We start from the raw sequence: 18,081 nt of genomic DNA on the forward strand, positions 1-18,081 counted from the left end.
CCCGCTTCTTTATGTCCCCACCCGTCGCGCCGGAAAGCGGAGCCGTTCCTCGGTGAAAGTTCGGGGGCCATGACGGTCTAGAAACCTCGCTGCCAAGCCGTGTAGGAAGTGCCGCCGTCAGGAAACATTGGGCCCACACCCAAACTGGCTGTTGGGACGGAGGTGTCATAGCTTGAGCTTTGACATGCACTTAGAAGAACAGACACAAGAGCCACAATTACCAGTCTTGTTTTGGTCATAGGATGCAGCCTGGTTTCCAAATTCGACCATGGTTTCACAGATTAGCGCAGATCAAAGGCTTGGCCAGCTTCCCTCAACTGCTGGAGTGTCTTGCCTGCACAACTCCCCGCCCACTCCCCGCCCACCGGCTCGGCCGTCCCGTGAAGTGTGATTGTTCCCGCTAGATTATCGGGCGAGATGTAGACAGCGACGCCACTGGCGTCGACCCTTGCCAGGTAATAGGCCCGATGAACGCCAGCGTTCTCGCAATGCACTATGAAGGGGAAGCCAGCTAATGCACTCTCGGCCGCATGCGCCGGAAGGTTCGTGATTGCTAAGGTTACCAGAATAGTTGCAATTGAAACGTATCTATGGTTGGCCATATTGCTCCTCATTAAAGAGCGATTCACCCATCAAGTTGTCTATATGCTGTTCAAAATTGCTTTAGGTCAATCCAAGACAATAGTCGCAACCGTACGAGCTTGCGTCCACACCCGAAATTCCCCACTCTGAGAAGGGAATCGTGACGTATTACACAGTGGCAGTGTCGCTTTGCTACAGGGTATTGCCTTGGGCGGTAAGCTTCAGAAAATCTACGACGCTCTCGTCGATGGTGCAGAACAGGGTTTGGTGAGGGAGGCTCTATTTCAACATATTGTCGCCAAAGTTCCGAAGGCGACGAGTGCCAATATTGTCAAGGCTTCTCTGTTGCCTTGAGCGACCCTGATGTGCAGGATCGAAACATCCTGAGGGTCATCTATGATCTCGCGATAGCGCATCGTCTCGACCCGCAATCCTCTGATGACCTAAACGATTTTAACGAGGTGCCTAAGAGTAAGAACAGCGACCGCGCAAGAAGAAACGGCGGCCTAAAGAGGACGACGCTGTAAGGTGTTCCCAAGCCTCACGGTCGACCCGCGGGCGCATCTGCTCTCGTGGGATGAGGACGGCTAGGGCAGGGATGGCCATGCCGTACTGGCCTCACGCCCCGGCGGGGGGATGCGCTAGGGGCGGCCTAAAAGCCGCGTTGCCATCCAAGGTACGGGTCACCGTGATGGGAAATGTATGGCGTGTATGAGTATCTGTGGCTGTAGTAGGGGCGCCTGTACCTGTGTGGGTACCTATCTTCCTGATAGTAGCGATCACCCTGATAGGCGCTGTTGACAATGGCGCTGCCGACTAGAGCCCCAAGCAATAGCGCCCCTCCGGCAACCAAGAAGTCATCACCGTAATAGCCGCCATAACCGGGGTGCCGGCCGCCATGGTAGCCACCCGGGTACCAGCCGCCGCCATGCCAGCCGCCGCCATGCCAGCCGCCGCCATGCCAGTCTACGTAGGTGATTTCCGACGGGTGGGCGATCTGCTTCATTGGCAGATTAATCGGCGCACCGATTGCTGGAACGATGCCGATAACGGCGAAGGCGACAACCACGTTCGTGCCGCCCAAGCAAGACATGATCTTATTCATGATCGGATCCTCGCCGATGAATAGGCCGTTGCTGATCCAGCAAAAAGCGGCCTTCATTTGCGGTACCTCAATTTACCAGAAATCGGTCGGCTCGTCGCGAGCGATTTCTGCTAGGTCGCTCAGTTGTGATCTCGCAGACAGAGCTGTGTCAATCGGATCGGCCGCGTTCCCGGTTACCCTTAGGGTTCTCGACGTGGACGATCTCTTCGGCGTCGATGGGTATCGTGATGGGCGCTCCATGGCCGGAGAGATAAAACGTCACCTTGCCGTCATCGGGCCAGACAGTGGTCTTGCCCCGCGGGAAGCCCCAACCGCCCCAGCGTTGCAGCTCTGGTAGTCGCGCCAGTGTTCAAAAACGCCTGTAGGCGAACCGGCCGGTCGAGGCGCTAAGGGATCGTCGGACATGCTACAGGAGCGAGCCTTGCGCGCGCGGCAGGATATTTGATCCGCGTCGGCGGTCGCTGATTATTCGATGATGAGCACAGCCATCACGAAAAAGAGAAGTGCAATGCCCCATATCACTGTCAGATTTTTCGTGAGCCGGGTCGTCTGAATTTTTAATACCAGCTCCAGGTCCTTCTTTGTCACAAGCTCGGACATCCGATCCCCCTGCACCAGTTCATTCCCGAGAATGGTGGCGGGCCTGGCGTGAGGCTCAAAGGGCCGGCCGAGTAGCCAACTCACCCGAGACACACTGCCGATTTCCGCAGTGACATGTGATCGATCACAGGTGAGCACAGCGATGCTCCTCCTGCCGCCCCGTCATGTTGCATTCTATGTCGCGCGGACTAGCCGTGGTCGAGCGAGAACCCGCAGAAAACAAGGGGAGCATCGCGCAACACGATGCCACATGGATAAGCCGCAAGTCCGCAGGATGACTGTTCCTAAGATGCTGAATTGCTTGGTAAATTTGGTAGCGGAGGAGGGATTCGAACCCCCGACACAAGGATTATGATTCCTCTGCTCTAACCGACTGAGCTACTCCGCCCCGATGGTGCCTTCCGGGTCGCGCTTGAGATAAGCGGATCGGGCGGGGCGCCGAGGACGCGCGGATATAAGGTTGCGATGCCGAGCCTGTCAAGCACGCAGCTTGGCTTTTCCGGTGCCGTATTTGCACATAACCGCGACGATCCGCTCCTTGCCGCCGGACCCCGCAGGGGTTGAGTTCGGGCGGCCCCGCCGTTATGTCTCCGCCACGATTTCTAGAGTCACGGATTACATGAAACCGCGCATCGCTGTCCTTGGTTGCGGGTATTGGGGCAGTAACCATATCCGCACCCTCAAGGCGCTCGGCACCCTCTACGCGGTCTCCGACGCGAACCTCGCGCGCGCGGAAGGTTTCGCCACCGAACAGGAATGCCTGGCGATCCCACCGGATGAGCTCTTCCGGCGCGAAGACATCGATGCTGTCGTCATGGCGCTGCCGCCTCAGTTCCATGCCGAGCTGGCGATTGCCGCCGTCGAGAACGGCAAGGACGTGCTGGTCGAGAAACCGATCGCGCTGACCGTTCCCGATGCCGAGCGCGCGGTGGCCGCGGCCAAGGCGCATGATCGTGTTTTTATGGTGGGCCATGTCCTGCGTTTCCATCCGGCGTTCGAGAAGCTCAAGGAGCTGATCGACCAGGGCGAGCTCGGCGAAATCCGCTATGTCCACTCCCACCGGCTCGGCCTCGGCAAGTTCCACACCGAAAATGATGCGCTCTGGGACCTTGCGCCGCATGATCTGTCTATGATTCTGGCGATAACGGGCGAGGCCCCGGACGAAGTTCGCGGGGAGGGGGCGGCACTGCTCGATCACCTGAGTGACTTCGCGCTCCTCCATATGCACTTTCCAAGCGGCCTGCGGAGCCATCTCTTCGCATCGCGGCTCAATCCCTACCGCGAGCGCCGGCTGACCGTCGTCGGCACCAAGGCCATGGCCGTGTTCGACGACGTCGAACCCTGGGAACGCAAGCTCGCCGTCTACCGCCACGCAATCTGGCAGGACAGCGGACAATGGGCCTTCACCCAGAACGAACCGTCATACGTGCCGGTCGAACAGGGCATGCCGCTGACGCGTGAGTTGCAGCATTTCATGGATTGCATCGCCACTCGGGCCGAACCGCGGACCGACGGCGAGGAAGCTATCCGCGTTTTGCAGATCCTTACTGCCGGCACTGTTTCGCACGGTTGAGGCAAAGAAATTCAATGTCTGCCCATCCCGGCGACTTGCGGGCGCGGGGCAGGGATGCACGCTTCACCTGCTTGAAGCATTTGCGGGCGGTGCCGCGCCGTTTAAAGGCATAAAGCCACAGCCATGCGTCGGTGCGGAGGCACGGCGCCCTGGTTGTCTGCCCTCATTCAGCAGGAATGCGGGCCGGCGCGGAGGCGAGCCGCGACAGCATCGCCTCCGCTTCGGCACCCCGCTCGGAACGCTCGATGAAGCCGCCGCCGAAAACGCGGGCCTCGTTGCCGTCGTCCGAGTAGAGCACACATGCCTGACCCGGTGCGATGCCGGATTCGCCCTGGGCGAGTTCGACCCAGACCTTGCCGTCGCGATGGTGAAGCATCGCCGGCCGCGGCGGGCGCGTGGAACGCACCTTGGCGTAGAGTTCCAGGCCCTCTTCGGGAATCTGCGTGAGCGCGGTGTCGCCCAGCCAGTTGATGGCGCGCAGGTAAATCTTATGCGTCTCCAGCGCTTCCCTTGGGCCGACGATGACACGTGCGCGGTCGGCATCGAGGTGAACGACATAAAGCGGCTCGCCCGAAGCGATGCCGATGCCGCGGCGCTGGCCGATCGTATAGCGCAGGATGCCCTCGTGGCGCCCGAGCACGCGCCCGTCTATGTGGACAATATCGCCGGGGGAAGCGGCCTCCGGCTTCAGCTTGGCGATGATGTCTGAATACTTGCCCTGCGGGACGAAGCAGATGTCCTGGCTGTCGGCCTTGGCCGCGACGGTCAGGCCCATCTCTTCGGCGATCTTGCGGACCTCGGGCTTCGACATGCCGCCCAAGGGGAAGCGCAGATAATCAATCTGCTCCTGGGTGGTGGCGAAAAGGAAATAACTCTGGTCGCGATCGGCATCGACGGGCCTATAGAGCGCCCGATGCGCGCCGTTGGCGCGCGAGCGAATGTAATGTCCCGTGGCCAGCGCATCGGCGCCGAGGTCGCGCGCTGTCTCCAGCAGATCCGCGAACTTGACCGTCTGGTTGCAGGAAACGCAGGGGATGGGCGTCTCGCCGGAGACGTAGCTTTGCGCAAAGGGATCGATCACTGCCTTGCGGAAGCGCTCCTCGTAATCGAGCACGTAGTGGGGAATGCCGAGCGTCTCGGCGACGCGGCGCGCGTCGGCGATGTCCTGGCCCGCGCAGCAGGAGCCGGTGCGATGGGTCGCCGCTCCGTGGTCGTAGAGCTGCAACGTCACTCCGATCACGGAGTAACCCTCGTGCTTCAGGATGCCGGCTACAACCGAGGAATCGACGCCACCCGACATCGCCACGACGACGCGGGTGTCTTCAGGACGGGCCGGGAGATCCAGGCTGTTCATGGGCTCAGGTTCCGATGCTTGATAGCGGCGCTTCATGCCAACCCTCGCAATATAGGTCAAGCAAAGCGCCGCCGCCACCTCGGACGGACGGCGCCTCGGCCGTCCTCGAACCCGGTACGAATCCGCCCGATCGTGGTGAATCCTTGGTTAAGTCAGGCTCTACAGCCCATCTTCCTCGTTTAGGCCTTTTTTAAAGCTGTGCGGCTAGTCTGGGGAGGATTAGGTCTTTGAGTAGTGTAGAGAGTACGATGACCGATCTGGTTAGACCGCGAGTCAAGTATGTGATCGGGCCCGACGGCAGTCCGCTCACGATTGCCGACCTGCCGCCCTCGAACACGAGGCGCTGGGTCATCCGGCGCAAGGCCGAAGTCGTCGCTGCCGTGCGCGGTGGGCTGTTGAGCCTCGATGAGGCATGTCAGCGCTACAAGCTCACCACCGAGGAATTCCTCTCCTGGCAGGCATCGATCGATGAATACGGTCTTGCAGGTCTGCGTACCACCAGGATCCAGCAATACCGTCACTGAGATAGGGACCATTCGGGCTCCCGGCGAGCCGAGGGCGCAGCACCATACGCCCTCGTTCCGTATTCGCATTCAGGTCGTCAGAACGATCTTGCCCTTGGGCCTGGTGGCGAGAAAGACGTGCGCCGCCGCGGCTTCGGCCAGATCGAAGGTCCGCTCCACATGGACCTTGAGCTTGCCCGCTTCGACAAGCCGCGCGAGTTCGAGAAGCGCGGCCCTGTCAGGACGCACCGACATGCGTTCGACCCTGATGCGGCGCTCCCGGGCAGCGGTCGTGGCCGCGTCGTTCACGGCCAGAAGCGACACCAGCACGCCTCCCCATCGCAACGTCTTGACAGTCTCGGACGCGTGATCGCCGCCCACCGTCTCGAGCGCTATGTCGATCTCGAGCGCGTGCCGTGTAAAGTCCTCCTTGCGGTAGTCGATTACTTCGTCTGCTCCGAGGTTGCGGACGAAATCCGTCTTGTTCTCGCTCGCGGTCGCGATCACGAAAGCGCCCCGCGCCTTGGCGATCTGGACGGCAAGATGGCCCACGCCACCGGCCGCGCCGTGGACGAGCACTCTCTGGCCTGCTTTCAGCGCACCGGCATCGACCAACGCCTGCCAAGCAGTAAGGCCGGCAAGCGGCAAGGCTGCGGCATGGATGTGGTTCAGCCCCCGCGGCTTGGGCGCGAGCTCGCTTGCCGGAGCCGCGACCTTCTCGGCATAGGCGGCCGCCTGCTTGGGAAAGCGTGGCATGCCAAACACGGCGTCGCCGGCAGCCACGCCTGTAACGCCCGATCCGACTGCCTCGATCACGCCGGAGATATCCCAGCCCAGGACGAAGGGTGGGTCGCCCAGGAGCGGGTAGAGGCCGGCACGGACGGCCGCATCGACTGGGTTTATGCCCGCCGCCTTGACCCCAACGAGGATGTCGCCCGGGCCCAGCACAGGATCGGGCCCCTCTGACAGTGTGAGAACCTCGGGCCCTCCGAATGCCCTTTGCGTGACGGTGCGCATCCGCAGCCTCCCCCTCGCGAAGAGCGACGCCCGCTCGCGACGCCGCGCCATATCATCTGGATTGCGGCGCGCGCTTTTCCAGGGGCTTTTGTTCGAGAAGAGAGAGATGCAGGGCCCAGCGCGAGACGATCTCGCTCCGAGGCCTTTGGAAACAGCGGATAGTGTCGAAATAGGATACGCCGGCAGGGCGCGACCGTCAGCCGATCATGGCGCTACGGCCGCCTTCCGCGTCCCGTGCCCGGGAATCGCGAGATTCCAGCATTTCGGCTTTGGAGAGCTCCGCTTCGGCCTCGGCCAGCAAGGACTCGGCAGCCTTCTTCTGCTGCATCAGGTCGTATTGCGAATTCTTGAGGTTGTCGCGACGCAGACGCGCCGCCTTCGCGAAGGTGGGATAGGCGAAATGGCTGGTGTCGGTGATACCAGCCTTCTTTTCCTCGGCGACGATCTGGACGTCGAGCTCGTTCGCCATCCGGTCGAATTCGGCGATCATGGTGTCGAGCTGCGTGAGTTGTCTGCGCTTCTCGTTCACCTGGAACTGCTTTAACCGGACGAGATTCTCACGTGACTTCATGACTAGCTACTCCACAATACCAACCGGCGTCGCATCGGAACCGCCACCGCCCGGAAAGGCGGCTCCGTTGCCCGTCCACCAGCCTGTCTGCCGAAAGGAAACAAATCCCTAAGATTTTGGCCGATGGTAACCATTCGTTTACGGGCATTGTTAATCATACGCGTCAGGACTTAAGGCACGGTAAAAATTCCGGCGTTGCGGTCGACCTGAACAAGCCGAGTCGCGGGAGTCTCTTGCGGCGGTTTGTTAAAGTTCCGCATAAGGATTTGGCTCCTGCGTTTAATGTTTAGATTCAAGAAGGTGTGTCGAGAAGCTGAAAAATCAGATAACGCTTGCCAAGCGGAATCAGATTTTGTTAACCATTTGATGGCAGCCTCCGATTCAGGCAATCACTGCTTCGGCGCCGGAAGTTCAGGACCGGCGCGGCGGCAGAAAGGGGAATGGAATGCGTGTTCTGCTGATTGAAGACGACAGTGCGACCGCACAGAGCATCGAGCTGATGCTGAAATCGGAGAGCTTCAACGTCTATACGACCGATCTCGGCGAAGAGGGTGTCGACCTCGGCAAGCTCTACGACTACGATATCATTCTCCTGGACCTCAACCTGCCCGACATGTCTGGTTACGAGGTGTTGCGCACGCTGCGCCTGTCGAAGGTCAAGACGCCGATCCTGATCCTCTCCGGCATGGCCGGCATTGAGGACAAGGTGCGTGGCCTCGGCTTCGGAGCCGACGACTACATGACGAAGCCTTTCCACAAGGACGAACTGGTGGCGCGTATCCACGCCATCGTCCGCCGTTCGAAAGGGCATGCCCAGTCGATCATCGTCACCGGCGATCTGCTCGTCAACCTGGATGCCAAGACGGTCGAGGTCGCCGGACAGCGCGTGCATCTGACCGGCAAGGAATACCAGATGCTGGAGTTGCTCTCGCTTCGCAAGGGCACCACGCTCACCAAGGAAATGTTCCTCAACCATCTCTATGGCGGCATGGACGAGCCGGAGCTGAAGATCATCGACGTCTTCATCTGCAAGCTCAGGAAGAAGCTCGACGCTTCGTCCGGCGGGCAGAACTACATCGAGACCGTGTGGGGACGCGGCTACGTTCTGCGCGAGCCGGAAGAAATCCGCGCCAGCGCCTGACCGCGCCTGCCGCTCAGCCATCGAACCCGGCCTCGCGCCGGGTTTTTGTTTGCCGGAGCTAGCCCGTCCAGGTCGAAGTAGTCTCGAGTGCCTCATACCGTGGACGTTGATCTTTGACCGGCAGCGGGTTGCTCCTCACTGTCCTGCGAGACATCTCTCCCGCGAAATGCGCGGAGAGATGCCGGCAAGTAGATGAGGGGCTTGCGCAAAGGTCAATCCTCATTGCCGCCGGTATCAAGCAGCCGCGTCGAGCTGGCGGAAGCGTTCGAGAAGCTGCGGGCGATTGAACGGTTTCAGGAGATAACCTTGCGCGCCGGCACGCTTGGCGCGCATGATCGCACCGATGTCGACCTCCACCAGGCTCACGGCGATCTGCGGCTTGACGGCGCTCGGCATCCGGCGCACGCGCCGGATGAATTCCTCCGCGCTCATGTCGGGAAGGACTCCGTCGACGACGATGATGTCAGGCATGTCTGCGCCGCACATGTCGAGCGCACCCTGACCGCTGTCGGCCTCGATCACCAACATATCGGGGCTGTTGAGGATACGCTTGGCGACCTTCCGAACGACGTTCGAGTCGTCGACGAACATGCACCGCTTCATTTTCCAGTTTCCCCACGCCACGAAATAAAGCCATTGGAGCGTCACGTGCCTCGGCAAGTGTCCGCGTCCAGGATTAGCCTGTAAGCTGGGAACGATGCTAACGGACCCGCGTAAAGAACCGGGAAAACCGATAATTAAATCTGTAACGACCCCCTCCGCTCATCCCTGGAAAAGAGGGCTGGCCGCCACTCAAGCGGCCGAAAGCAGGATTTCCTCGGGAGTGGCGCGAATCGAGATGGTCATGCCAGCCTCGCGCGCCAGGAGCAGCGTGTAGTAGGGCTGAACAGAATGTGCGTCGATCGGCTCTTCCGGCCTCTGACCGGAATGCAGCTCCAGGAACTTCGGCGGCACGCGCACCATCGGGCCGGAAGAAGCGAGCGTGAATTTCGGCTCGGTCTCGACATCGTCAAGCGACACGGTGATCTTGCCGCCGCGGGGAATGGTGCCAATGGCGATCAGGACGAGGTTGAGCAGGAGTTTCACTTTGTTCTTGGGCAAAAGCGCTCGTTGCCCATTCCAGACAAGCTCCGGCTTCTCGTTGCGGATATAGGCCGCGGTCACCGCCTCGGCGTCGCCCGTGTCGATCAGCATGCCGGCCGATCCCGCTGCGCCGAAGGCAATGCGGGCGAATTGCAGTCGGGCCGACGCGTTGCGTGCACTGGCGCGGATGAGGTTCATGGCATCCTCGTCGGCGCCTCCTTCATCCAGGAGCTCGAGTCCGTTGTTGATGGCACCGACCGGAGAAATTATGTCGTGGCAGACCCTGCTGCACAAAAGGGCGGCGAGGTCGGGTGCGGAGAGCGTGTGGAGGTCGGCCATGAAAGATTCCTGGATCGTGCTTGCCTGCCGTTGAAGATGACCCGAGGCATGTGCGAATCACGCCTGCTTCATCGGGAATCGGTTTACACAGCGGTCCCTCCATCAGCAAGAAACCGGAGCGCGGGCTGCCGTCGCGAGAACCAGGAAAGCGCGGAAATGTGGGCGCGGCGGCTGGCTGACGATCATCGATCTGCCATCTTGATATGAGAGCTTAATGGTTGAAAAAGGATTACGGCATAGCTTGCCAGGTAATGGTCGCCGAATCGTCGCCAAGAACGGTAGGGGCCGGGCGTCGGCAGATGTGCTCCCGAACGGAGACAGGAAGCATGTTTTGCAGACTTGAAGGCCGACAATTCGTTCGGCTGATCGCGGCGTCGTTCTTTTCCCTGGCGATTCTCATCTTCGCTGCCAGCGTTTCGCGTGCGGAAGAATACACAGCCCAGGAAATCGTCGATTCCGGCCACCGCTTCTTCGGTGCGACCTCCGGCGGCCTGGGAACGCTGATCGAGAAGATCTTCGCTTCATACGGGCTGCCCAACGGTTATGTGCTCGGCGAGGAGGGTTCAGGCGCTTTCTTTGGCGGGGTCACCTATGGCGAAGGTACGCTCTACACCAAGAATGCAGGGGACCATAAGGTGTTCTGGCAGGGACCGTCGCTCGGCTGGGATTTCGGCGGCGCCGGCTCGCGCACCATGATCCTCGTCTATAATCTGGACGATATCTCCAGTGTCTACCGGCGCTTCGGCGGTGTCGCCGGTTCGGCCTATGCCGTAGCCGGCCTCGGCTTCGAGGTGCTGAAGAACGGCAATGTCCTGCTGGTGCCCGTGCGTACGGGTGTGGGCGCCCGCCTGGGTGTCAAGGTCGGTTACCTCAAGCTGACGGAAAGTCCGACCTGGAATCCGTTCTGACCGGATGACGGTGCCGCGCGGCACTGGATTCGGCAGGTTGCCCTGTGGCAAAGAGAGTCCAAAAGGTGGCGACGCGTGATCCAGTCCATACTCTTCTTCGCCTTGGGTTTTTTGTGCGCCGGGTTCCTGGCGGTAATGGTCGCGCCTGCCATCTGGCGGCGGGCCCTTGTGCTCACGCGCCGGCGCATGGAGGCTTCCACGCCTTTGTCCCAGGCAGAAATTCAGGCCGACAAGGATGGTATGCGGGCGCAGTTCGCCATGGCGACACGGCGCCTCGAAATGAGAATGAAATCGCTGCGCGAAAAAACGACCGCGCAGACCATCGAGATCGAGCGCGACCGGCTGGAGATGAAACGCCTGGCTTCCGAAATCGCCGAGCGTGACAAGGCGCTGGCACAGGTCTCGGATGCAAGCGGTGGGTTGAGCACCGAGTTGCTCCGGCGTGAAGAGGAAATCAAGCGGTTCAAAGACCGGCTTGCTGCGGCGGACAAACTCCTCGGCGAGCGGGCAGAAGAGATCGAGAAGCTCGGCCGCATGCATAACGAAGCGTTACTCGTCTCGAGCAATCGTCAGATCGAGTTGGTCGCCCGCGAGGCCGAGGTCGACAAGCTGACTGGCGAGATGGCGGAAATCCGGGACCGACGCAACGAGGATGAACGGCGGCTCACGGATGCCGCCGTCGAAATGCGTCTTGCCCGGGAGACGGTGGCCGCCGGGAAGAAGAAGATCGAAGAGCTGGAAAGGAAGCATCAAGAACTGATGTCGGAGCTTGCAGACCGCGATGAAAAGCTCGGACGCCGCGACAGGGAGATCACCCGGCTGAAGGAGCGGGTGAAGGCGACGACCAAGGCGTCGTCGCAAGCGCCCGTGCAGGCCAGTCCGGCGACACAGGCACCGACGGTTGCCGCAAAGGAGGCATCCATGGACCATTCAAACGCCGAAATCGAACAGACGGTCGCCAAGCTCAAGGAGGAGCGCGACAGGCTCGCGGCGCGACTAACGAGCTTGACGCGCGAGAACCGAAAGCTTCGGGGCGACCTCACGGCCAAGGAGAGCGCCGAGCTCCGCCAGGGGATCGGAGGTCTGGCGGCAGAGATGGTGGCCATGACCGTGGCGATCGAGGGGCCGGACTCGCCTGCCGGCAAGGCGCTCGCTGCGCCGGCGCCGGCCGGAGCGGATGCCGCCGGCAAGATCACAAGCCTCGCTGACCGCGTGAAGGCGCTCCAGAAAACGCCAACATAAAGCATGTCTCCCGAAAGTGTGCAGCGGTTTCGGGAAAAAAGCATGCGCAAACCAAGAACCTGCAACGTGTCGCGTGAATCCTTTTTTCACGCGACACGTTGCAGGTTTGCCGGCCTGCAAGGCCGGACCGGCTATCTCTTCTCCCGCAATTCGTGCAAGGCGATTGCCGCCGCCGTCGCGACGTTGAGGCTGTCGAAGCCGGGGGCCATGGCGATGCGTGCCGTTCGCATCTTTTCCATCAGGGCGTGCGGCAGCCCGTCGCCCTCCGTGCCGAGGAAGAGGGCCGCCCGCCGTGGACGCTCCATCGTTCGAATGTCCTCGGTTCCGCGAGGTGACAGGGCGATCGGGATGAAGTCATGGCGATCCAGGGCCTCGAGCAGGTCCTCGGTGGTTTGTCCGCCAGCGAAGGGTACCTTGAGGGTAGCGCCAACCGAAACGCGCGTGGCCTTCCGGTAGAGGGGATCGCAACTGGTCGAATCCAGAAGCACCGCGTCGGCCCCGAAGGCCGCGGCGTTTCTGAAGATCGCGCCGACATTGTCATGATTGGCAATGCCGACGAGCACGACCACCAAGGCGGCATCCGAGGGGGAGCCGGCCAGCACCGCCGCGGCCGTTTCCGAGGGCCGACGCCGTCCGAGCGCCAGGATCCCCCTATGGATATGAAAACCGGCGATCGCGTCCATGACCCCGGCGGAGGCGACGTAGACAGGTACTCCCGCCGGGACCTGGCTCAATGTCCCGGCAAGTCCGGGGAGGCGGTTCTCCAGGACAAGGATGGACTCGACCGGGAAGCGTCCTGCCGAAAGGAGCACGTCGAGAACGACCTTGCCTTCGGCGATGAAACGCCCCTCGCGACCAACCAGATCGCGCTCGCGGATGTTCCGGAAGGCTGATACGCGCGGATCGTCAGGATCGGTGATCAGCTCCGCCGTGGGGAGCCTGCCCGGTTCAGGATGGGTTTTGACATGTTTTTCCGGTCTCATGCACCGCGGATTGCCGTGCGATTGCTGCGAAAGCAAGTCTTTCGGTCACGTTCCGCTTCGGCGTAGCAGCGGACGTTCGATTTGCGGGCCGGCACCGAAAATTTCGTCAAGTGTTCCGAGCAGGGCACGGACCGCTTCCGAGCGGCAGGAATAGAAGATCATCTGCCTTTCCCTGCGCGTCTCGACGAGATCCAGGCTCCGCAATTTCGCAAGGTGCTGCGAAAGCGCGGATTGGCTGAGCGAGACCTTTTCGGCGATCTCCCCGACCGACATCTCGTTGTCGAGAATGTGGCTGATGATGACGAGGCGTTTGTCGTTGCCGAGCAAGGCGAGAAGTGCAGCGGCCGCCCCTGAATTTTCGATGAACTTCCTTGAGGTCATCTTTCCCACATTCGTAATTTTCCGCCGAGGCGCTGCGGGGGCAACAACGCCTTACGGTCGAGCTCGATCCGAATCCGGACCGTGAATCGCCACACGACTGCTAACTTAATACATCCTCTTCGAACCACAAGCGCTTCAACCAGCGCGTGCTTCGGCGCTTCCGCTGCAGGTTTGTCGAGCTGTCGAAACTGATCTAATCCGGGCTTCCTTCGAGCGCGCGCCCGGCCTTTGCGAGATCGACCAACGCCTGCCGCAATTCGCCGGCGCCGGCTAGCGGTTGCGGGAAAAAGATGCGCCTGATGTCATCGCCATTGGCGATGTCGATGCCATCGGCATCCAGGCCCGTGATAACCCAGCCGTCGCCGGAGGCCTTGGCGAATTGCCTCGCGTAAACCGCGATGGCGTCGGCATGATCCTCGTTCATATGGTCGATCGCACCCTGCTCGCGCGCCGCGAGTTCATCCGTCGCTGCGCTCTCCACCAGGAGATCGGCGCGGCCGAGCAGATAGGCCTTGCCGAAGCCGCCATTGAGGCTCGCGCCCTGGGGTTCGAGACGAAAGAAGGAGAAGTCGGGGAAGCCGGCATAAAGCTTTCCCTTGGGATGGCGATTGAGATAGCGCCTTTCCGCCCGCGCATGGTCCTGAGTTCCACGCTCCAGACGAACGGCCCGGCATGAAACGGAGATGCGGGGGTGGGCCAGCGGGTCTCCCTTGCCGGGTTCGCCGACCAGCAAGGAACAACGCGGATCGGCAACGAGCGCCCCGGTGTGGGCCGACAGGGCTGAAACCAGGATGATCGGCGCGCCGTCCAGGTCCGTCGCCACGGCGACACGGCTGGCCATCGGAGCGCCATCCCCGGGGTCGAGTACGGCGATCGCGCCGTAACGTGCGGCCCGGATCAGGGTGCGGGCAAGGCGGATCGCCTGGGCGTCGGTTTCCCGGATGACGTGTTTTTTCTCTTCCATACCGGGCTCCGTATTCCTGACTATTCAAATCTACTTATCTTCGACGATCCTCATCCTTGCAAGCGTCCCTGCGAAGCGTCCTCCGACAATCGCCTTACTTAGGGGCCATGCGTATGGCGCCGTCGAGGCGGATCGTCTCCCCGTTCAGCATCTGGTTCTCGACGATGTGGCACGCCAGGGCGGCATATTCCCTGGGATCACCGAGCCGTGGCGGAAAGGGAACCTGCTGCCCGAGCGAATCCTGCGCCTCCTGCGGAAGGCCGGCCATCATCGGCGTGCGGAAGATGCCGGGCGCGATGGTGCAGACGCGGATGCCGGAGCGGGAAAGATCGCGCGCGACGGGAAGCGTCATGCCCACCACGCCGCCCTTGGACGAGGAATAGGCGGCCTGGCCGATCTGGCCGTCGAAGGCCGCCACCGACGCGGTATTGACGATGACGCCCCGCTCTCCTCCTTCGAGCGGGTCGACTTCCTGGGCCCGCACGGCGAACAGCCGGATCATGTTGAACGTGCCGACGAGGTTCACCTCGATCACCTTGCGGTAGAGGTCGAGCGGATGAGCCCCGTCCTTGCCAACGGTTTTCATGGCGATGCCGATGCCGGCGCAATTGACGAGAATGCGCGCCGGGCCGAGCCGTTCGGCCACCTCGGCATGCGCGGCTTCGCCGCTCTCGGCGCTGGAGACGTCGCATTTGACGGCGATGCCGCCGATCTCGTTCGCGACGCTCTCGGCCCTTTCGATTCCGATATCGAAGATGGCGAGCTTCGCGCCCTTGGCAGCAAGGGCGCGTGCCGTGGCTTCGCCGAGCCCGGAGCCGCCGCCGGTTACAATCGCGACAACGCCTGATGGGTTCATGAGGTCTCCTCCAAAATGTTATAGTCTAGAACAATCCCCGCTATGGTAAGCGGGTGTGGCTGCGAGTGCCAAGCGGAAAGTGAAGCGGTTCACTCCTCTGGCTCGGTCGTGAACAGCAGCGGATATCCGGCCGCGCGCCCGGCATCGGTAGCACGTGTCGCCTTGGTTTCGGCCACGTCCTTCGTATAGACGGCCACCACGCAGACCCCGCGGCGGTGGGCCGTGATCATCACGTTGTAAGCCTGCTCCTGGTTCATGCGGAACTCGGCCTTCAGTATGCGCACCACGAATTCGCGCGGCGTGAAGTCGTCATTGACCAGGATGACCTTGTGCAGCTTCGGACGCTCGATCTTCGGGCGGGTCCTGGTGCGTGGTTTCAGGACTGTCTGAGGCATGGCGATAGGCAAAGGCTTGATGCCCCAGTTTCGCATATGGAGGCTTCAGGGTCCACCGTCTCGGCGCGATCATCGCCTCAGCACGGCGCTCAGCACGTCCCTGACGCCGATCGCACCGACGAAACGAGACTGGTCGTCGAAGACCGCCACCGGCGCCGTCTGCGAACGATGTATGGCAAGCATCACCGTCTTGAGCGATGTACCGAGCTGTGCCCAAAAGACGGGCGGAGCATCCTCCGGTAATTTCTCGACGTCGTCGCAGGACGTCCACGCCGCCGGCCGGCCGTCGCGCTCGGCCGCTACCACCAGCCCGGCCTTGTCCAGCTTGAAGCGCGTGGTCTTGCGCCGGTCGAGCCACACCCAGCCGCGGCCGGCCCCTTCCAGGTCTCTCCGGTCCCGCATCACGTTCCAGGCGGTGAGCACGGAGAGCGGGTTCACATTGGCGATGAAGTCGCGGACGTAATCGCTGGCCGGGCGCAGCACGATGTCTTCCGCCGAGCCGGTCTGAACGATCCTGCCGCCTTCCATGATGGTGATGTGGCTGCCGATCTTGAGCGCTTCCTCGAGATCGTGAGAGACGAAGATGATCGTCTTCTTGAGGGTCGCCTGGAGTTGGAGCAACTCGTCCTGGAGCTTTGTACGGATCAGCGGGTCTAGCGCCGAGAAGGGCTCGTCCATGAGCAGTATGGGCGCCTCGGTTGCGAAAGCCCGGGCGAGCCCGACGCGCTGCTGCATGCCGCCCGAGAGTTCATGCGCGTATTTGCGTGCCCACTGGTCGAGGCCGACCAGCTTGAGCTGACTCTGCACGCGCTCGCGACGCTCGGTTTCTCGCATGCCTGCAAGTTCGAGACCGAAGCCTACATTCTCTTCCACGGTCCGCCAGGGCAGAAGCCCGAACTGCTGAAACACCATCGCGACCTGATGCTGGCGCAGCCGTCTGAGCGTCGCCTCGTCGCAGGACACGACATCGATCATGTCGTCGCCATCCCTGACCATCACCTGTCCGCGGCTGACGACGTTGAGCCTGTTGACGGCGCGCAGCAGCGTCGACTTGCCCGAACCCGACAGCCCCATCAGAACCGAGATCTCACCTTCCCGGACGGTGAGGTTGGCACCGGCGCAACCCAGGACGTTGCCGGTCTTTTCCAGGATTTCGGCCCGGCTTGCCCCCTTGTCCACCATGGCGAGGGCGTCGGCCGCCTCCGGACCGAAAATGATGTCGACATTCCTGAAATCGACGGCGATGGTCATTTCTTACCTCCCACGCCGATGCGCGTCATGCGATCGAGCACGATGGCCAGCACCACGATGGCGAGACCGGCCTCCAGCCCGAGATCGATGCGTCGCGAACCAAGCGCGCGGTTGATCTCGGTGCCCAGCCCGCCGGCGCCGATCAGGGCGGCGAACACCACCATCGACAGCGACAGCATGATGCATTGGGTGAGGCCCGCCATGATGGTGGGCAGGGCGGCCGGCAGCTCGACCTTCCAGAGCATCTGGCGCCGCGTCGCGCCGAAAGCTTCCCCTGCTTCGATGATGGATCTGGGGATCGAGGTGATGCCGAGATGCGTGAGCCGCACGGCGGTCGGGATGACGAAGATGATGGTCACGATCAGACCCGGCGCATTGCCGAGGCCGAAAAGGGTCAGCACCGGGATCAGGTAGACAAAGGTCGGCAGCGTCTGCATGAGGTCGAGCACGGGCAGCATGACCCGGTAAACCCTGGGCTTGTGGGCCGCCCAGATGCCGAGCGGCACGCCGATCAGCATCGAGGCGGCGGAAGCGGCGACCACCAGCACAAGCGTCTGGACCGTCTGTTTCCAGAGCCCCTGGTTGATGATGAAGAGGAGGCCGATCACGACGCCGAGGGCCAGAGCCTTGGAACGCTGGAGATACCAGGCCAGCAGCGCAATCAGTGCGACGACGAGTACCGGCGGCAGGACGAGCAGAGTATCGACCAGTCCGTCGAGAAGCGTGTTCAGGCCGCTGGAGAAGCCGCGGAAGAGGGCGTTGAAATTGTCGGTGAGGAAGGTGAAGAACGCCTTTCCCCAGGCGCCGATCGGAATCTTGTAAGCGACAAGAAGCTTCGAAATCGGATCCATCTTCCCCTCTGATGCCACTTGCCCACCCGCGTGAGGGCCGGGCGGAACTCAAGACCAGTCTGGCGCCGGACCGAAACCAAATCCAATTCGGGTCCGATGCGAAAAGGCAGCCCCCGCAAGAAATCCCATGCGGGTTAAAAAGCTAGAGCGGCGGCATCGATTCCGTCAATGCGTCCGCCTTCCGGGAAGACCGCCTTCCCAGTCAAATGAATCAGTTCTACCGAGTCAGAAGCAGGTTCCCGAGATAGTTCGTCAATCGGCCGATGCTCTGCGCGAGCAGCACAGTCCAATATCGTTATCCCGCAGATCCTTGACCTGACGGCCAAAGTTGTCGTCGATGGTCGTGGAGCCAGCGACCGCCCTCCACTCCAGATCGGCTTCG

18 protein-coding genes and 1 tRNA gene are annotated in these 18,081 nt (G+C 61.7%); 5 read left to right on the forward strand and 14 right to left on the reverse strand.

Features of this window, described 5'->3' with window-relative positions:
* Positions 1-1,234 precede the first annotated feature (1,234 nt).
* A complete protein-coding gene (locus ACCO56_RS06340) occupies positions 1,235-1,744 on the reverse strand; it encodes a hypothetical protein (protein WP_433638762.1) in 510 nt (169 codons plus the stop codon).
* An 854-nt stretch (positions 1,745-2,598) separates the two neighbouring features.
* A tRNA-Met gene (locus ACCO56_RS06345) sits at positions 2,599-2,675 on the reverse strand.
* 231 nt (positions 2,676-2,906) lie between these two features.
* Here ACCO56_RS06345 and ACCO56_RS06350 point away from each other — a divergent pair.
* Positions 2,907-3,860, forward strand: a complete 954-nt coding sequence (locus tag ACCO56_RS06350) for a Gfo/Idh/MocA family protein (RefSeq protein WP_433638763.1) — start codon at positions 2,907-2,909, stop codon at positions 3,858-3,860.
* A 163-nt stretch (positions 3,861-4,023) separates the two neighbouring features.
* On the opposite strand, the gene mnmA is transcribed toward ACCO56_RS06350, so the two are convergent.
* On the reverse strand, positions 4,024-5,214 hold the full coding sequence (mnmA, locus tag ACCO56_RS06355) for a tRNA 2-thiouridine(34) synthase MnmA (RefSeq protein ID WP_433638765.1): 1,191 nt from the start codon (positions 5,212-5,214) through the stop codon (positions 4,024-4,026).
* 248 nt (positions 5,215-5,462) lie between these two features.
* Here mnmA and ACCO56_RS06360 point away from each other — a divergent pair, with 248 nt between their 5' ends.
* Entirely contained in the window at positions 5,463-5,738 is a 276-nt protein-coding gene (locus ACCO56_RS06360; RefSeq protein ID WP_019173843.1) for a DUF1153 domain-containing protein, read from the forward strand.
* 69 nt (positions 5,739-5,807) lie between these two features.
* Here the strand turns inward: ACCO56_RS06360 and ACCO56_RS06365 are convergent, their stop codons facing one another.
* Together ACCO56_RS06365 and ACCO56_RS06370 are read right to left on the reverse strand one after the other, a co-directional pair.
* Positions 5,808-6,734: an NADP-dependent oxidoreductase gene (locus tag ACCO56_RS06365; RefSeq protein ID WP_433638768.1), complete on the reverse strand. Its 927-nt coding sequence runs from the start codon at positions 6,732-6,734 to the stop codon at positions 5,808-5,810.
* Between the two features lie 196 nt (positions 6,735-6,930).
* Complete coding sequence (locus ACCO56_RS06370) at positions 6,931-7,305, reverse strand: flagellar export protein FliJ (protein WP_433638769.1); 375 nt, start codon at positions 7,303-7,305, stop codon at positions 6,931-6,933.
* 445 nt (positions 7,306-7,750) lie between these two features.
* On the opposite strand from ACCO56_RS06370, the gene ctrA reads away from it, so the two are divergent.
* Positions 7,751-8,446: a response regulator transcription factor CtrA gene (gene ctrA / locus ACCO56_RS06375; protein ID WP_433638770.1), complete on the forward strand. Its 696-nt coding sequence runs from the start codon at positions 7,751-7,753 to the stop codon at positions 8,444-8,446.
* A gap of 234 nt (positions 8,447-8,680) precedes the next feature.
* On the opposite strand, the gene ACCO56_RS06380 is transcribed toward ctrA, so the two are convergent.
* Positions 8,681-9,049 carry a response regulator gene (locus ACCO56_RS06380; RefSeq protein WP_433638772.1) on the reverse strand — a complete coding sequence of 123 codons (369 nt, stop codon included), beginning with the start codon at positions 9,047-9,049 and terminating at the stop codon, positions 8,681-8,683.
* A 189-nt stretch (positions 9,050-9,238) separates the two neighbouring features.
* On the reverse strand, positions 9,239-9,868 hold the full coding sequence (gene chpT / locus ACCO56_RS06385; RefSeq protein ID WP_433638775.1) for a histidine phosphotransferase ChpT: 630 nt from the start codon (positions 9,866-9,868) through the stop codon (positions 9,239-9,241).
* A gap of 326 nt (positions 9,869-10,194) precedes the next feature.
* On the opposite strand from chpT, the gene ACCO56_RS06390 reads away from it, so the two are divergent.
* Entirely contained in the window at positions 10,195-10,776 is a 582-nt protein-coding gene (locus ACCO56_RS06390; protein ID WP_433638776.1) for a DUF1134 domain-containing protein, read from the forward strand.
* 75 nt (positions 10,777-10,851) lie between these two features.
* Entirely contained in the window at positions 10,852-12,018 is a 1,167-nt protein-coding gene (locus tag ACCO56_RS06395; RefSeq protein WP_433638778.1) for a hypothetical protein, read from the forward strand.
* Positions 12,019-12,149: 131 nt separating this feature from the next.
* Here ACCO56_RS06395 and ACCO56_RS06400 read toward each other — a convergent pair whose 3' ends face one another.
* The 7 genes from ACCO56_RS06400 to choW all read right to left on the reverse strand — a co-directional run bounded on the left by ACCO56_RS06400 (position 12,150) and on the right by choW (position 17,699).
* Complete coding sequence (locus tag ACCO56_RS06400; protein WP_433638780.1) at positions 12,150-13,001, reverse strand: TrmH family RNA methyltransferase; 852 nt, start codon at positions 12,999-13,001, stop codon at positions 12,150-12,152.
* A 45-nt stretch (positions 13,002-13,046) separates the two neighbouring features.
* A complete protein-coding gene (locus tag ACCO56_RS06405) occupies positions 13,047-13,382 on the reverse strand; it encodes an ArsR/SmtB family transcription factor (RefSeq protein ID WP_433638783.1) in 336 nt (111 codons plus the stop codon).
* A 193-nt stretch (positions 13,383-13,575) separates the two neighbouring features.
* On the reverse strand, positions 13,576-14,346 hold the full coding sequence (locus tag ACCO56_RS06410) for a HugZ family protein (RefSeq protein WP_433638786.1): 771 nt from the start codon (positions 14,344-14,346) through the stop codon (positions 13,576-13,578).
* A gap of 94 nt (positions 14,347-14,440) precedes the next feature.
* Positions 14,441-15,202 (reverse strand): 3-hydroxyacyl-CoA dehydrogenase, encoded by a 762-nt coding sequence (locus tag ACCO56_RS06415; protein ID WP_433638789.1) that lies wholly within the window; start codon positions 15,200-15,202, stop codon positions 14,441-14,443.
* An 89-nt stretch (positions 15,203-15,291) separates the two neighbouring features.
* Entirely contained in the window at positions 15,292-15,597 is a 306-nt protein-coding gene (gene clpS, locus ACCO56_RS06420; RefSeq protein WP_433638791.1) for an ATP-dependent Clp protease adapter ClpS, read from the reverse strand.
* A 69-nt stretch (positions 15,598-15,666) separates the two neighbouring features.
* On the reverse strand, positions 15,667-16,848 hold the full coding sequence (gene choV / locus ACCO56_RS06425; RefSeq protein ID WP_433638794.1) for a choline ABC transporter ATP-binding protein: 1,182 nt from the start codon (positions 16,846-16,848) through the stop codon (positions 15,667-15,669).
* Positions 16,845-17,699 carry a choline ABC transporter permease subunit gene (gene choW, locus ACCO56_RS06430; RefSeq protein ID WP_433638796.1) on the reverse strand — a complete coding sequence of 285 codons (855 nt, stop codon included), beginning with the start codon at positions 17,697-17,699 and terminating at the stop codon, positions 16,845-16,847. The genes choV and choW overlap by 4 nt, the downstream gene beginning before the upstream one ends.
* Between the last annotated feature and the right edge of the window lie 382 nt (positions 17,700-18,081).

This window comes from Mesorhizobium sp. 1B3 (assembly GCF_050958605.1).
Classification (GTDB): Bacteria; Pseudomonadota; Alphaproteobacteria; order Rhizobiales; family Rhizobiaceae.

Coding starts and splice junctions, on each gene's coding strand:
- ACCO56_RS06340 (WP_433638762.1), bottom strand. CDS start 1,744: ATGAAGGCCGCTTTTTGCTGGATCAGCAACGGCCTATTCATCGGCGAG.
- ACCO56_RS06350 (WP_433638763.1), top strand. CDS start 2,907: ATGAAACCGCGCATCGCTGTCCTTGGTTGCGGGTATTGGGGCAGTAAC.
- mnmA (WP_433638765.1), bottom strand. CDS start 5,214: ATGAACAGCCTGGATCTCCCGGCCCGTCCTGAAGACACCCGCGTCGTC.
- ACCO56_RS06360 (WP_019173843.1), top strand. CDS start 5,463: ATGACCGATCTGGTTAGACCGCGAGTCAAGTATGTGATCGGGCCCGAC.
- ACCO56_RS06365 (WP_433638768.1), bottom strand. CDS start 6,734: ATGCGCACCGTCACGCAAAGGGCATTCGGAGGGCCCGAGGTTCTCACA.
- ACCO56_RS06370 (WP_433638769.1), bottom strand. CDS start 7,305: ATGAAGTCACGTGAGAATCTCGTCCGGTTAAAGCAGTTCCAGGTGAAC.
- ctrA (WP_433638770.1), top strand. CDS start 7,751: ATGCGTGTTCTGCTGATTGAAGACGACAGTGCGACCGCACAGAGCATC.
- ACCO56_RS06380 (WP_433638772.1), bottom strand. CDS start 9,049: ATGAAGCGGTGCATGTTCGTCGACGACTCGAACGTCGTTCGGAAGGTC.
- chpT (WP_433638775.1), bottom strand. CDS start 9,868: ATGGCCGACCTCCACACGCTCTCCGCACCCGACCTCGCCGCCCTTTTG.
- ACCO56_RS06390 (WP_433638776.1), top strand. CDS start 10,195: ATGTTTTGCAGACTTGAAGGCCGACAATTCGTTCGGCTGATCGCGGCG.
- ACCO56_RS06400 (WP_433638780.1), bottom strand. CDS start 13,001: ATGAGACCGGAAAAACATGTCAAAACCCATCCTGAACCGGGCAGGCTC.
- ACCO56_RS06405 (WP_433638783.1), bottom strand. CDS start 13,382: ATGACCTCAAGGAAGTTCATCGAAAATTCAGGGGCGGCCGCTGCACTT.
- ACCO56_RS06410 (WP_433638786.1), bottom strand. CDS start 14,346: ATGGAAGAGAAAAAACACGTCATCCGGGAAACCGACGCCCAGGCGATC.
- ACCO56_RS06415 (WP_433638789.1), bottom strand. CDS start 15,202: ATGAACCCATCAGGCGTTGTCGCGATTGTAACCGGCGGCGGCTCCGGG.
- clpS (WP_433638791.1), bottom strand. CDS start 15,597: ATGCCTCAGACAGTCCTGAAACCACGCACCAGGACCCGCCCGAAGATC.
- choV (WP_433638794.1), bottom strand. CDS start 16,848: ATGACCATCGCCGTCGATTTCAGGAATGTCGACATCATTTTCGGTCCG.
- choW (WP_433638796.1), bottom strand. CDS start 17,699: ATGGATCCGATTTCGAAGCTTCTTGTCGCTTACAAGATTCCGATCGGC.